The 13,722-nt window shown below is 72.0% G+C and carries 11 protein-coding genes; 3 read left to right on the forward strand and 8 right to left on the reverse strand.

From position 1 onward, the window contains the following. The first annotated feature begins 213 nt into the window (after positions 1 to 213). The 3 genes from RN629_RS12010 to RN629_RS12020 are packed head-to-tail and all read left to right on the forward strand — an operon-like array spanning position 214 to position 4,926. Positions 214 to 2,001 carry a type I secretion system permease/ATPase gene (locus RN629_RS12010; protein ID WP_407035435.1) on the forward strand — a complete coding sequence of 596 codons (1,788 nt, stop codon included), beginning with the start codon at positions 214 to 216 and terminating at the stop codon, positions 1,999 to 2,001. After that, positions 1,998 to 3,338, forward strand: coding sequence for an HlyD family type I secretion periplasmic adaptor subunit (locus tag RN629_RS12015; protein ID WP_407035436.1), 1,341 nt, complete (start codon positions 1,998 to 2,000; stop codon positions 3,336 to 3,338). Before RN629_RS12010 ends, RN629_RS12015 begins: the two co-directional genes overlap by 4 nt. Next, the gene (locus RN629_RS12020) at positions 3,328 to 4,926 is read left to right on the forward strand and encodes a TolC family outer membrane protein (RefSeq protein WP_407035437.1); all 1,599 of its coding nucleotides are present in this window, start codon (positions 3,328 to 3,330) and stop codon (positions 4,924 to 4,926) included. Before RN629_RS12015 ends, RN629_RS12020 begins: the two co-directional genes overlap by 11 nt. 34 nt (positions 4,927 to 4,960) lie before the next feature. Here the strand turns inward: RN629_RS12020 and pelF are convergent, their stop codons facing one another. Genes pelF through pelG form a run of 8 tightly spaced genes read right to left on the reverse strand, consistent with a single transcriptional unit; the run spans position 4,961 to position 13,719 of the window. Next, positions 4,961 to 6,433, reverse strand: coding sequence for a GT4 family glycosyltransferase PelF (gene pelF, locus RN629_RS12025; protein ID WP_407035438.1), 1,473 nt, complete (start codon positions 6,431 to 6,433; stop codon positions 4,961 to 4,963). Then, a complete protein-coding gene (locus RN629_RS12030) occupies positions 6,430 to 7,281 on the reverse strand; it encodes a hypothetical protein (protein WP_407035439.1) in 852 nt (283 codons plus the stop codon). The genes pelF and RN629_RS12030 overlap by 4 nt, the downstream gene beginning before the upstream one ends. Continuing rightward, complete coding sequence (locus RN629_RS12035; protein ID WP_407035440.1) at positions 7,278 to 8,252, reverse strand: hypothetical protein; 975 nt, start codon at positions 8,250 to 8,252, stop codon at positions 7,278 to 7,280. Before RN629_RS12035 ends, RN629_RS12030 begins: the two co-directional genes overlap by 4 nt. Further along, positions 8,249 to 8,704, reverse strand: coding sequence for a hypothetical protein (locus RN629_RS12040; RefSeq protein ID WP_407035441.1), 456 nt, complete (start codon positions 8,702 to 8,704; stop codon positions 8,249 to 8,251). The genes RN629_RS12035 and RN629_RS12040 overlap by 4 nt, the downstream gene beginning before the upstream one ends. 14 nt (positions 8,705 to 8,718) lie before the next feature. Continuing rightward, the gene (locus RN629_RS12045) at positions 8,719 to 9,741 is read right to left on the reverse strand and encodes a hypothetical protein (RefSeq protein WP_407035442.1); all 1,023 of its coding nucleotides are present in this window, start codon (positions 9,739 to 9,741) and stop codon (positions 8,719 to 8,721) included. Further along, positions 9,738 to 11,450, reverse strand: a complete 1,713-nt coding sequence (locus RN629_RS12050) for a hypothetical protein (protein WP_407035443.1) — start codon at positions 11,448 to 11,450, stop codon at positions 9,738 to 9,740. The genes RN629_RS12045 and RN629_RS12050 overlap by 4 nt, the downstream gene beginning before the upstream one ends. Next, the gene (locus RN629_RS12055; protein WP_407035444.1) at positions 11,447 to 12,310 is read right to left on the reverse strand and encodes an endo alpha-1,4 polygalactosaminidase; all 864 of its coding nucleotides are present in this window, start codon (positions 12,308 to 12,310) and stop codon (positions 11,447 to 11,449) included. Before RN629_RS12055 ends, RN629_RS12050 begins: the two co-directional genes overlap by 4 nt. Positions 12,311 to 12,321: 11 nt before the next feature. After that, positions 12,322 to 13,719, reverse strand: a complete 1,398-nt coding sequence (pelG, locus tag RN629_RS12060) for an exopolysaccharide Pel transporter PelG (RefSeq protein ID WP_407035445.1) — start codon at positions 13,717 to 13,719, stop codon at positions 12,322 to 12,324. Positions 13,720 to 13,722 lie beyond the last annotated feature (3 nt).

The raw sequence follows: 13,722 nt of genomic DNA on the forward strand, positions 1-13,722 counted from the left end.
CGGCCTGGGAGATAACCCGCGATCCGCTCCCATTGCTCGTCCGTCAGCGTCCGTCTGCTCAAGGCCTGGCTCCTTCACCAACCTTGAATCAGAACTCTCGCCTCATGGAAATCCTGCAAATGCAGACGCACCCTAGAGACCCGTCAGGCGGGCGCCGACGAAGCCCCCCGCCTGTGAACGCTTCGCTTACTCTTGCGCTGTAGGAGTCAGGGCATGTCGCCGCCCGACTCCGGCCTGTCCCCCGATTCACGCGCCGCCGGCCTGATGCCGGTGGTGCGTGGCTGTCGCCCGCACCTGATCGCCGCCGCGCTGTTCTCGGGTCTCATCAACCTGCTGAACCTCGCGCCCTCGATCTTCATGCTCCAGGTCTATGACCGGGTGGTGCCGACACGCGGCGTTCCCACGCTGGCGCTGCTGACGCTGATCCTGGTCGTTGCGCTGGGCGTCTATGCGATCCTGGACGCGGTGCGCATGCGGCTGCTGCTGCGCGCGAGCATCCGGCTGGAACGGCGGCTGGCCCCGGCCATCCTGTTGCGCATCCTCGGCACGCCCGGCGGCTCGGTCGCCGAGCGCGCGCAGGCGATGCGCGATTTCGACACGGTGCGCGGCACGCTGACCGGCACCCCGGTCGTCGCGCTGTTCGACGCGCCATGGGCCCCGATCTACATCCTCATCGCCTTCCTGCTGCATCCCTGGATCGGCGTGCTGACCCTGGTCAGCGCCCTGCTGCTCGGCGCGATTGCCATCGCCAGCGAGCGCATCACCGAACCCAGCGTCGTCGCGCTGCGCGGCCGGACCGCGCTGGCGCAACGCGAACAGGACGCGTCGATCATCGCGTCCGACGTGATGCAGGTGCTGGGGATGCGCGACGCGCTGGTCACCCGCCATCTGCTGGAGCGCGCCGACCTGGCGCGGCGTCAGGCGGCGCTGGCGGCCACGTCGGGCCAGTTCCTCGCGGTGACCAAATTCCTGCGCCAGTTGCTGCAATCGCTGGCGCTCGCGCTGGGCGCATGGCTGGCGGTGCGGCAGGAGATTTCGGGCGGCGCGATCTTCGCCGCCTCGCTGCTGCTGGGCCGCGCGCTGCAACCCGTCGAGCAGATATTGGGCGCGATCAAGCCGCTGACCGCCGCGCGCGAGGCATGGCGATCGCTCGACGGCTTCTGCCGCCACGCGGGGCCGGACCGCGCCCCGACCACCCTCCCGGCGCCGACCGGGCGGATCGAGGTCCGCGCGCTGGCGGTCAAGGCGCCCGGCAGCGACCGGACGATCCTGTCCGACATCGCCTTCACCGTGAATCCGGGCGAGGTCATCGCGCTGGTCGGCCCCAGCGGCGCGGGCAAGTCGACGCTGTTGCGCGTGCTGGCCGGCGCCCAGGCTCCCGATGCGGGCGAGGTGCGGATCGACGGTGCGTCGCTGTCCGACTGGAATCGCGAACAGCTCGGCCGCCATCTGGGCTTCATGCCGCAGGCGCCGACGCTGCTTCCCGCCACCGTCCACACCAATATCGCGCGGTTCCGCGGATTGCTCGACGGAGAGAGCGAGGCGCTGGACGCCGCCGTCGTCACCGCGGCGCAGGATGCGGGCGCGCATGAGGTGATCCTGCAATTGCCGCAGGGCTATTCGACGATGCTCGATCGGGGCGAGGCCGGGCTGTCGGCGGGACAGGGCCAGGCGGTGGCGCTCGCCCGCGCGATGTTCGGGCGACCGACCCTGTTGCTGCTCGACGAACCCAATGCCCATCTCGACAGCGAGGGCGAGGCGCGGCTGGCCCAGTGCATCCAGGCGCTCCGCGCGCGCCAGGCGACAGTGATCGTGTCGACCCACCGCACCGGCCTGCTCCAGATCGTCGACAAGGTGCTGTTGCTGCGCGATGGCAAGGTGCAGCTGTTCGACGAGCGGGCCAAGGTGATCCGCCCGCAAGCTTCGGCAGAAAACCCGACCCAGGCTCCGCCACGCAACGGCGGCGACGCCGGGTTCGTCACCACGGGGATGCCACGATGACCGCCCGCGCGCAGATCGCCGACCGGCTGGCGCTGGACGATTCGCCGCGCATGGCGATCCGGGTGGGCGCGATCATCGCCATCCTGTTCTTCGTCGTCGGCTTTGGCTGGGCCGCGATCGCGCGGCTCGACGCGGCGGCGGCCGGCGAGGGCCAGGTCACCGTCTCGGGCAATCGCCGCACCGTGCAGCATCGCGACGGCGGTATCGTAAAGGCGATGCTGGTCCGTGACGGGCAGCATGTGCGCGCGGGCGACATCCTGTTCCGGCTGGAGGGGGCCGAGGTCGCGGCCAGCGAACGCGCGCTCGCCGCCAGCGTCATCGATCTTCAGGCACAGCGCGCGCGGCTGGAGGCGGAGATTGCCGGCCGCCCGATCGCCTGGCCCGCCGAGTTCGCCGCCGCCACGGGCGACGACCGCCGGCTGGTCGCCCGCGCACAGGCGCTGCAACGCGCGCAGCTGGACAGCCGCAACGCCGCCCTGGCCGCCGGGGACCAGGTGCTCCGCCAGCAGGCGGCCGAGGTCGGGCAGCAGACGACCGGCTATAACGCACAGGCGCAGGCGACCGCCCGCCAGCGCGCCAGCCTGATGCAGCAACTGGAAAGCACCCGCAAACTCGCGGATGAGGGCTATGTCTCGCGCAATACGGTCCGCGCGATCGAACGCTCGATACAGCAGCTCGACGGGGCCGATGCCGATTACAGTTCGCGCTCGGCCGCCGCGCGCGAACAGATCGGCCAGACCCGCGCCCAGATGGTGCAAAGTCGCCGCCGTCAGGTAGAGGATGCCGCCACCGCGCTGCGCGACACCCAGTTCCAGTTGAACGAGATGCAGCCCAAATGGGCCGCCGCGCGCGACCAGCTCGCCCGCACCGAAATCCGCGCCCCCGTCTCCGGCCGGGTGGTCGGGCTGCGCGTCTTTACGGTGGGCGGGGTGATTCAGGCGGGGCAGCCGATCCTCGACATCGTGCCCGACGCCGCGCCGCTGATCGTCCGCGCCAGTTTCGCGCCCGGCGATATCGACGGCGTGGTGGCCGGCCGCCCGGCCGAGGTGAAGTTCCTGTCGCTGCACGATCGCGGCCTGCCGATCCTGACCGGCACCGTCCATTCGGTCTCCGCCGACGCGCTGCGCGACGAAGCCTCGGGCCACAGCTATTTCAGCGCCGAGATCGCGGTGCCGCGCGACCAGATCGCGCGCATCGCGGCGGTGCGCGGCGGCGACACCGGGATTCGCGCGGGCGTGCCGGTGGCAGTCACCGTGCCGCTGCGCAAGCGAAGCGCGCTGCAATATCTGCTCGATCCGCTGACCGAGGCCTTTTCACGGTCCTTCCATGAACGCTGATCCCCGCCTCTGGACCCTGCCGCTGCTGCTGGCCGCCACGCCCGTGCTGGCGCAGGAGATGCATGATCCCGAAACGCTCGACCGGGCGATCGCCGATGCATACCGCGCCAATCCCACGCTGGAGGCCGGACGGGCGCAGTTGCGCGCGCTGGACGAACAGATCGTCCAGGCGGGATCGCCCTATCGCCTGACCGTCGGCCTCAACCTGAACATGCAATATCGCCAGCAGGACCAGCGCACCATGCTCGACCAGTTCGGCACGGTGCGCAGCCGGACGATGGGCGCGACCATCTCCGCCTCGCAGATCCTGCTCAACGGCGGCCGGACCGCCGCGCAGGTCTCCGCCGCCGAAGCGACCGTGCTGGCGGGGCGCGAGCGGCTGCGCGAGACCGAGAATATGATCCTGTACGGCGTGGTCGACGCCTATGCCTCGGTCCTGCGCGACCAGGCGCTGGTTGCGATCCAGACGCGCTCGCTCGACAGCTATGGCCGGCAGGTCGACCAGGCGGTCGCGCGCGAGCGGGGCGGCGACCTGACCCGCACCGATATCGCCCAGGCCCAGGCGCAGCGCGAGATCATCCGCGCGCAACTGGCGCAGGCACAGGCCAATCTGCAATCCAGCCGCGCGCGCTTCGCCGCGCTGGTCGGCCGCAACCCCGGGCGGCTGGCCCCGCCGCCGCCGCTGCCGGGACTCCCCAATACGCTGGAGACCGCGTTCCAGGTCGCCGAGAAGGAAAGCCCCGCGCTGTGGCAGGCGACGCTGGCGGCGCGCGCGGGCGACGCGCGGATCGCGGCGCAGCGGGCCGAGCGCGCGCCGATCGTCGCGCTGACCGGCGGCTATGGCTATGCCAGCCCCTATTCCTATCAACTGCGCGACGCGGGCGCGCAGGCGACGGGCGGGATCAGCGTGACGATGCCGCTGCTGGCGGGCGGGCTGATCGGATCGCGGATCCGCGCCGCCGTCGCCGAGCGCCAGCAACTGGGGTTCGAGGCCGAAACGACCCGCCGCCAGGCGCTGACCGAGGTGCAGGACGCGTGGAACCAGGCGGTCGCGGCGGGCGAGCAACAGATATCGGGCCGGATCGCGACCGAGGCGGCCGAGGCCGCGCTGACCGGTGTGAAGCGCGGGTTCCAGGAAGGATTCCGTTCCAATTTCGAGGTGCTGGATTCCGAACAGCGGCTGCTCAACGCGCAGATCGTCGCGACCAATGCGCGCTATGCGGGCTATGTCGCGCAGGCGCGATTGCTGGCGACGCTGGGGCGGTTGCAGGCGGGGCTGCTGGAAACCGGGGTGGCGGTCTATGATCCCGCCGCCAATGCCCGCGCGGTGAAGAAACAGGTGTTCGGCCCGTTCGACCCGCTGCTCGCGCCGATCGACCGCGCCTCGCGCCCCGACGCCACGGCGAAACCACCCGCGATGCTGCCGGTCGCAACCGCACCCGCGATCCGGCCCGCCGCCATCGCAGAACCGCCCGGGACATTGGGCCAGGCAGTGCCGGTCACGCCGGCCCCCGCCCTGCCCGCGCCGTCATTCACCGAACTGAGCGATGCGGTGGTGACCGGGGGAAGCCCGGCGGCTCCCCGCTAGATCCCGGGCGGCGCGCCCGGACAGGCCGCCCGCGTCAGTCGTCCCGCGCGGCCAATTCCCCATAGAGCCGTCGATAGGCGCCGATGATCGTGGGGTGGTCGTAATCGCGCTTCACCCGCTCGCGCATCGTCTCGCCCATCGACCGGCGCAGTTCCGGGTCGTCCAGGATACGGCGGATGGCGGCGGCGGTGGCGGCGGGATTCACCAACGGCGTCACGATCCCGCCATGCCCGCCATCCGCACCGCCGCGCCCCTCGATCATCTCGCGGCAACTGCCGACATCGGGCGCGACCACGGGGATGCCGCACGCCCCGCCCTCCAGGATGACCAGCGGCTGCGCCTCGGACAGACTGGTCAGCACCAGCAGGTCGATGCGCGCCATCCAGTCCTCGATCCGCACCCGCCCCTCGAACGACAGCACCTCGCCCAGCCCCAGTTCGGCGACCAGCATCGTGCATTCGGCGGCATATTCGGGGTCTTCGTCCTCGGGCCCCAATACCGCGAAGCGGATATCGGGCCGCGCCTCGTGCACGATGGCGGCGGCGCGGATGAAGGTCTTGACGTCCTTGATCGGCACCACCCGGCCCAGCAGCGCGACGACCGGGCGCGCGAGGTCGCGGGCATCGGCCAGATGCGCGAAGCGGCCGACATCGACGCCATTGGGAATCGCCCGCAGCCGCTCCGCCGCCGCGCCCAGCCGGTGCTGCACCCGGTTGTTCTCGCCATAGAGCGCCACGATCGGATCGCACGCGGCGTAACAGGCCTCGGCATAGCTGGTGAAGGCGCGCACCCACAGGTCGCGCAGGTCGCGCACCCCGCGCTCCAGCGCCAGCCCGGTGTCGATCTGGTCACCGATCCAGTCGGCCATCATCACCTCGATCTGCCGTTCGAGCAGATAGATGCCATGTTCGGTGATGAAGGCGGGCCGCCCCGTCTGGTGCCGCGCCCGTGCCGCCAACAGGCCGGCAAAGCCCGTCGAGATGGTGTGATAGACCCGCGCGCGCGGCAGGGGCGCGGTCAGCACCGCGAGCAGGCCGCCCAGCAACACCCGCATCGCCCAGAAATAATGATGGAAGGACGCGCGCGGCAGGATGGCGCGGTAATGGCGCTGCAACCGCTGAAAGGTCGCGGGATGCGCCAGGATATCGCCGGGATCGGGCACCCGCCGCATCCCCGCGAACAGATCGAGCAGCGTCGCGATCGCCTCTCGCCGCCCGGTCGCGACGAACAGCATCAGCGCATCGGCGATGGCCCGCGCGGTCCTGTCGGGGATGGGCTGGGGCGCTCCGGCGGCGGGGGCGAGGCCGATCTCCTGCACCAGCACGACATTGGGCGGCGGCGCAATGCGAAAGGGCAGCGGCGCGGGCCCCGGCTTGATCGCGACGACCGCGAAGCGAATCTCGGGCAAATTGGAGATCAGGTCCTGAAGCCAGCCGGACACCCCGCCGATGACATAGGGATAGGCACCCTCGACGATCAGGCAGACATCGGCATCCCACGCGCTCATCGCGCCACCTCGGCCCGCCACCAGCGCGAATCGTCGTCGTCGCGGGTCGCGCGCATCCGGTCGATCGCGGCATAATCGCGCGCGGTCCAGGCGGCCTCCAGCGCCAGCCGCTCGGCCTCGTCCGCCTGATTACCGCAGGCGAACAGCGCCGCCGCCTCGGTGCGCATATGGCCGCGCTGCGTATCCGACAGGAGAAGGTTCGCGCGACCATGATCGGCGAGCAAACGGGCCAGCGCCTCGCGCGCCTCGTCATCGCCCGCCACGACCTTCGCCTCCAGACCCGCACGCTGCTCGGCCAGGTTCTGAACGATCCGGGCCGAGGCGGCGGCGGCCAGCGCACGGATCGTCTGGTCGGGATCGTTCAGCACCTGCGCGATCAGCGGCGACAGGCCCGGCTCGAACGACCGCACCACCGTTTCCAGCGCACGGCGACGCTCCGCCACGGCGCCGTGGCGCAGGATCGTAACCAGCGAATCGAGTCCCGACGACTGCGGATACTGAATCCGCCCGTCGAGCAGTCGCGCGACCTCCCGCGCGGCGCCGCGCCGCCGGATGCCGGGCCTGCGGCCCAGCATCGGGATATCGTCGTCGCTCGCCGGCGGAACGATCCGCCACCGCTCGGCCCCCGCGCCCAGCCATTGCCCCAGCATCAATCCCGGCGGCCCCATCAGCCCGAGCAACGCGGCGGCAAAGCCGCCATGCGGGTCCTGGCGCAACCACAGCGCATAGGTGCCGATCACGGCCACCGCATGGCCGAGCAGGGCCGCGCCCGCGCCCAGCCCGACCGTCATCGCCAGCACGATCCAGGCGAGATCGAGAATGGCGATCGCGCCGTAGCGCGCGGTCATGCGACCAGCCCGGCGGCGCGTACCGCCCGACCGGCCGTCGCATCGCACAGCATCGGCCCCAGCCACGCCGCGATCTCGACCAGATGGGCGATGCGATGCGCGGTGAAATCCTCGAACGGCAGGTCATGGAACAGCAACAGGCCGGCCAATGCGCCCTCGCCATCCTCCAGCAGGACCGCGGCCACCCCCAGCCCCGCCAGCCATTCGCGATCGGCCGCGCGCGCGACATGGCGCACGCGCCGGTCGCCGCCCGCCGCCGCGATCATCGCCGTCGGCAACTGGTCGGGGCGGCCCAGCGTCACCCCCTGCACCGCGCCGCCGCGCAGCCAGGCGCGCGCGCCATCGGGGCCGATCCGGTAGCAGGTGAAATCCTCGCTATGTCCGGCCAGCGCGATCAACTGCGCGATGGTGCCGCGTCGCGCCGCCGGGTCAAGCGCGGCCAGCCCGGTCGCGATGGCGACGATCCGGCCCAGCGCGTGCGGATCGGTCGCGATCCGGCGCTGCAACACGCCATTGGTCCGCGTCAGCCGCTCATGCGCGTCGGTCAGCCGCGCGATATCGCGCACGGCCAGCACCGCGCGCCGCTCCGTTTTGGCCAGGCGTCGCCGACGCACCAGCGTCACCTCGCCGACCGACACCGCGACCACGCACCAGAGCAGCGGCGGGATCGAGACATGGAGCAGCCAGTCGAGATAATCGCGCCCGCCCATATCGTCATGCGCGCCGGCCAGCCACAGGGCGGAGGCGATCATCGCCGCCGCCACCCCCGGCCCGGTGCCATAGGCCAGCGCCATCACCAGCACGGGTATCCAATAGGGACTGGGCTGCACCCCCGCGAAACCGACCCCACCGGTCAGCGCATGGTCGAGCGCGACCAGCACGCCAAAGACCACCAGCAGTTCCAGGACGATCCGCACGCCCTGCCGCCACCGGATGACGACCCGTCCCTCGTGACTGTCACGCACGCTCATCGCGGACTCCCCAGGCTGCGGGTCAGTTGGGCCCGGGCGAACAGCTGCTGTCCCGAAAAGCCCGGACGGCTGATCGACGTCACGCCGCCCGACGCCTCGATCCGCCACTGCAATCCGGCCGGCGCGACGGCGGCCAGGCTGGCATTGGGCCCTTCGCCACCGAAGCGATCGACCGTCCATCCGGCCAGCCCGGTCAACTGGACCGGGCCGATCGCCTCGCCCAGCATCGCCTGCACCGTGTGATTCTCGCGGTCCGCCAGCGGGATCAGCAGCTGTCCGTCGCCGCCCGCCACCATGCGCTGCACATATTCGGCCTCGACCCGGTAGCTGAGCCCCAGCAACGGATAGCGGCGGCGGATCAGATATTCGATGCCGCCCGCCAGTGTCACCGTGTCGCTCGCCCCCCGCTCCCCCGCCAGGCCATAGCGATTGACGCCCAGATCCCCCTGCACGACCAGCCCGGAGTTCAGGCGATAGGTGCCCCCCCCAGCGCCGCGCGCGAGAGATAGCCGCCCGCCAGCACCTGCGCCGGAGTCCAATATTCGGGCATGTGCCGGGTCAGCGTGACCCGCCACTGCGCCTCGGCCGGGCCATAGGTCATCTTCGCGCCGCCCCCCGTCACCCCGTCGTCCAGCGCGGCGGACGCGAGGAGCTGCAACCGGGCCGCATCGCCGAGCGCGACCGCCAGTGCGGCGTCCGCCATCGTCGTGCCGCGGGTCCGCCGTCCCCCGGCCAGATCGACCCGGCTGGTCAGATGGCGCAGTCCGGCCCCCAGGCCGACCGTCCCGCTTACCGGCGCATCGACCCGCGCCGCCGCCTCCACCTGCGCCAGATCGCCGCCCTCGCGCGCGGTGACGCCGATCGCGGCGCGTCCGCCGGCGGCGGCGATGATCCGCGCGGCGGCCGGATCGCTGGCCCCGATCGCGCGATACTCCCGTCCGGCCCCGGCGGTATCGCCGTCCATCGCACGCGCATCGGCGAGAAACCGCGCCGCCCGCCGGTCGCCGGGATCGCGCGCCAGCAGCGCCGCCGCCTCGCGCCGCCCCCGACCCGGATAACCCGCCGCGAGATCGGCCTCGACCGCCGCCAGCGCCATGTCCCGCGCGCCGGTCGCATCCGCCACCGGCCGGTCGCGAACGGGTGGCGTATCGGGGCGGAAGGCGACGACCAGCATGGCCCCGACGACATGCGCGTCCATCGTCCAGCCCGCGGCGGCGCGCAGCACCAGGCTGACATCGTTCCAGCGCAGGTCGCCGATCGCCGGCCCCGCCGCCCGGCGGAACCGCTCGATCGCAGCCGGCTCGGGCGGCTGACCGAACCGGACCACCAGTTCGCCATCGGCCGGTTCCAGCGTCAGTGCGGTATCCCTCGGCCAGACCAGGCGCGGATCCTCGGGCACGGCGATCCGGTTGTCGACGAACACTGTGTCGGGCACCACCAGTTGCGGAGGCGCGAGACCAGCCGTGGCGGGGGCGTCGGCGACGATCACGGCGTCAGCACTGCGCGCGCGCGCGTCGGCTGCCCGGCCGCGATCAGCAATCGGGCCTGCAATGTCGCCAGCCCGGTATCGCGCGGCGATTCGCGGCGCAGCGCCGTGACCAGGTCCAGCGCCTCGGCATGACGGCCCAGCCGATCGAGCAATTCGGCGCGGGTCCGGCCCTGCGGGGGCGCCTGAAGCAGGGCGCGCTCCAGCCAGGGACGCGCCGCCGCCGCGCCGCCGAGCCGCGCCTGCGCATCCGCCATCAGCCGCAACGCGGGCAGGTCCGCTGGCGCCTCCGCGAGATAGTCGCGCAACCAGTCGCGCGTGCCCGCCGCATCCCCGGCATTCCACGCGGCCCAGGCCAGATCGAGCCGATCGCGCGGTCCCGCCACGCCCGCCGCGATCCGCCGCTCGGCCAACAGCCGCGACTGGGCCGGGTCGAGCCCATCGGCCAGCCCCGAGATTCGCCGAAGCGTCGCCGCGTCGAGCGACCGCCCGTCGAGCAGGGCCGCCATCGCGCCACGCGCCGCCACCGGATCGCCCGCCGCCTGCGCGAGTTGCAGCCGGGTGATCGCGACATCGGTCCGCGCGGCCAGCGGATGCCGCTGGACAAAGGCCAGCGCGGCGGCCGGCCTGTCCCGCTCCGCATAGAGCGCCAGCCAGCGCGCCTGTTCGGTGGCCGGTCCGGTCAGCGCGCGCTGGCGCAACCAGTCGCGATCGGCGGCGGCGGGGCGCGGTCCCATCAGATAGAGCAGGCGTTGCGCCACCGGCGTCGTCGGCGGATCGCCCGCCGCCGCGCGGCGCAGCAGCGCCAGCGCATCGTCGCGCGCGTCCAGGGCCAGCAACCGCTCGGCGATATCGGGGATCGGCGCATCGGGCCGGGCCGCTTCGGCCATCAGCAGGCCCCGCATCCCCGCCCGGTCGCCGGTCCGCGTCATCAGCGCGCCGCGCGCCGCATCCTGGTCCTTGGCGGGCAGCCCGGCGATCGCCCGCTGCGCCGCCGCGCTATCGCCCTGTCGCAGCGCCACGCGCAGGGCCAGCCAGGGGTCCCGTGACCGCCAGTCGGTGCCCAACCGATCGAGTTCGGCGATCCAGTCCATTCGCCCGCGCGCTTCCGCCCGCTGCGCCAGATCCTGTGCCAGCCGCGCATCGGGCGGCGGAATCGCGCCATGGCGCGCCGCCACGATCAGGAGGTCGGGACGGTTCAGCGCATAGCCCGCCTGCACGATCGCCGACGGCGCGATCCCGCCCGCCCGCTGCGCCGCCGCGGCAAGCAAGGCCTCCGCCTCGGCCTGGCGGCCGATTTTGCGCAGCGTCTCCACCTTCAGCGGCCAGAGCGCCGGATCCTGTCCATCGGGCCGCGCCGCCATATAGGCCAGCGCCACTGCCGGACGGCCCGATGCGACCAGATCATAGGCGACCTGCCGCGTCGAGACCGGCCGCCCGTCCGCGATCATGGTCCGGGTCATCATCGCCAGCGTCGCGGCATCGGCGGTGCGTACACTCGCCGCCAGATCGGGAGGAAGCGGGGTGGAGGGCGGCGGTACGGCGACGGCCGCGGGAGGCGGCGGCGCGATCGGCCGGGGCAGCGCGCGGCGGGCGGCCTGTTCCACCTCGCGCGCGCCGGGCATCAGCACGAGGCCGAGCGCCAGCAATCCGACGCCCGCCGCCATGGGCAGGCCGATCGCCAGCCAGCGCTGCGCCGGGGACCGCGTCACCCCCTCGGCTCCGGGATCAGGCGGTCGAGCGCCAGCGTCGCGACATAGGGCTGGAACCCCGCCGCGCGTTCGCGGGCATAGAGCGCGGCGACCTTCGTGCGATCGGTGGGATCCCAATAATCGAGCGTCATCAGCCCCAGCGCGGGGTTGCGCCGCTTCGCGGCGCGCAACCGCTCCGCCTGCCACGTCCAATCGCTGTCGGACAGCATCTCATAGCGGCGATCGGCGAAGCTCCAACGCGACGCCATCGATTCGCCCAGCAGATAGTCGATATGCGGCGCGGCGTCGGGCAAGGCCGCATAGCCGCGGTTGAGCATCAGCGCGATGGTCGGGAATCGCGCGCGCAGCGCCGCGACCAACGCACCGCCCGCCGCCACCATGCCCTTGGCCGATTGGGGATCGTCCCGCTCCATCGCCTCGGCATTGTCGAGCGTATCCATGAAAATACCGTCAAACCCGAGGGCCAGGATCTCCGGCACCACCCGGTCGAGCAGCACGGTCCGCCAGGCTGGGTGGCGCAGATCGACATGCCGCGCATCGGGCCAGTGCGGATTGGGCGCGCGCAACGCACCGGCCTTGTCCAGCATGGACAGATAGGGGCGGCTGCGCTCCACCTCGCCCAGGCTGACATAGCCGAGCAGCCGGCTGTCCGGGCCGCGCAGGGGTGCAATGGGGCGCGGATGGTGCGGCTCCAGCACCAGCAGGTCCATCGTCCGCGCCAGCGTGGGATCGGTGGCCGGGCCGTAATCCACGCCCCAGCGGCGAACCGTACCCGGTGCCTCCGCCGCCGGCCCGCGCGCCGCCGCCGTGCCGAACACGCCCAACCCAAGGGTCAGGCCGAACATCGTCCGTCGCCCCATGTTTCGCTCCATCATGTCCATCGACCCTGTCGCCCGACCACGGCGGGATTGTTTCCAACGAACAGCAGATAAACGAGCTTGACGGTCGCCTCGGCGACCAGCGCCAGCCCGACCGAGGCGGCGACCAGCGCTCCGACCATATAGCCCCAGCCAAAGGCGGCGAATCCCGCATCCATCTGAACCCAGGTGGCCAGCGCGGAGGCGATCGCGAAGCTCGCCCAGATCAGGACGATCCGCGCGAACAGGTCATAATAGGACAGCACCAGCGTCGCGCCGATCGCCACCAGATGGAAGATCGCCCCCGCCGAGGTGTGGCGAAAGGCGAAGATGCCGCGCGCATCCGCCCCGATCAGTTCGAACAACGGCACCGCCAGCACCCAGGCGAGCCCGGCGACCAGCATCTGCGCCAGGACCAGCAGGCGCAGGCCGTCGAGCAGCACGGCGATCAGCTCGCCCCGCGCCTCCTCGATCCGGGCCAGGGTGGAAGTGCCGGTACAACGCGCCATCAGGTCGTCAAAGGCGCGATCGAACCGCGTTTCGCCGACGATCAGCACCAGGGTCAGTCCGGGCACCATCGTCAACAGGCCCAGAAAGCTGCCCGTGTCGTTGATCGGGTTCAACCGCAACCGGCCCAGCGCCACGATGCTGTCGGGTCCGAACCATAGCAGCCATTTGTCGATCCAGATCGCGACCGCCCCCGCCAGCCCCGCCGCCGCGACGATCAGCGCCAGCCGCGCGCCGATCAGCGTGCGATCGGGCAATATCGTCGGCGCGGCAAAGGCCCGGCGCAGCAGGACCAGAAGCACGGCCAGCGCCGCCCCGGTCCCGCCGGTCACCCCGGCCAGCGCCAGCGTCCCGCCGGGCTGCGGCCAGATAAGGAACAGCAGCGCCGCGAGCGCGATCCCGACCAGATAGGCCACCGGCACCGCACGATAGCGGCGCAACGCGGTCAACATCGGCGAGGCGATCCAGAGCTGGGTCAACAGGCCGAGCAGCAGGCTGGCCAGGCCGGCACGGCCCAGCGGCAATTGCGCCATCACGCCGAACAGCCACGCCCCGACGAGCATCGCGCCGCCGCCGCCCAGCGCCAGCGCGACCAGCATGATGCCCGGCACGCCGCCGGGGTCGCGCGCGAACAGCCGGTCCGCCGCCAGCCGGGTCGCCAGGATCGCGATCGGCCCGGCGATCAGCGCCGACACGCTGAACGCATAGATCAGCACGGTCCGCACCATCTGCGCATCCCGGACTCCGATCGCGTCGGCCGCCCAATGCTGAAAGGCGATCATCGCGACCGCGGTGGTCAGCCAGGGCCCGGCACTAATGACCGCGCCGTGCAGCGCGGCCCCGGCCGCACCGCCGACACCTCCGTCGCGCGCCATCCGCACCAGTTGAAAACCGATTCCTGCCATGAC

Source organism: Facivitalis istanbulensis (genome assembly GCF_040560405.1).
Lineage (GTDB): Bacteria > Pseudomonadota > Alphaproteobacteria > Sphingomonadales > Sphingomonadaceae > Sphingomonas > Sphingomonas istanbulensis.

What these genes read in the sequence shown, in the direction of transcription:
- RN629_RS12010 (WP_407035435.1), top strand. Translation starts at nt 214, where the DNA reads ATGTCGCCGCCCGACTCCGGCCTGTCCCCCGATTCACGCGCCGCCGGC.
- RN629_RS12015 (WP_407035436.1), top strand. Translation starts at nt 1,998, where the DNA reads ATGACCGCCCGCGCGCAGATCGCCGACCGGCTGGCGCTGGACGATTCG.
- RN629_RS12020 (WP_407035437.1), top strand. Translation starts at nt 3,328, where the DNA reads ATGAACGCTGATCCCCGCCTCTGGACCCTGCCGCTGCTGCTGGCCGCC.
- pelF (WP_407035438.1), bottom strand. Translation starts at nt 6,433, where the DNA reads ATGAGCGCGTGGGATGCCGATGTCTGCCTGATCGTCGAGGGTGCCTAT.
- RN629_RS12030 (WP_407035439.1), bottom strand. Translation starts at nt 7,281, where the DNA reads ATGACCGCGCGCTACGGCGCGATCGCCATTCTCGATCTCGCCTGGATC.
- RN629_RS12035 (WP_407035440.1), bottom strand. Translation starts at nt 8,252, where the DNA reads ATGAGCGTGCGTGACAGTCACGAGGGACGGGTCGTCATCCGGTGGCGG.
- RN629_RS12055 (WP_407035444.1), bottom strand. Translation starts at nt 12,310, where the DNA reads ATGGGGCGACGGACGATGTTCGGCCTGACCCTTGGGTTGGGCGTGTTC.
- pelG (WP_407035445.1), bottom strand. Translation starts at nt 13,719, where the DNA reads ATGGCAGGAATCGGTTTTCAACTGGTGCGGATGGCGCGCGACGGAGGT.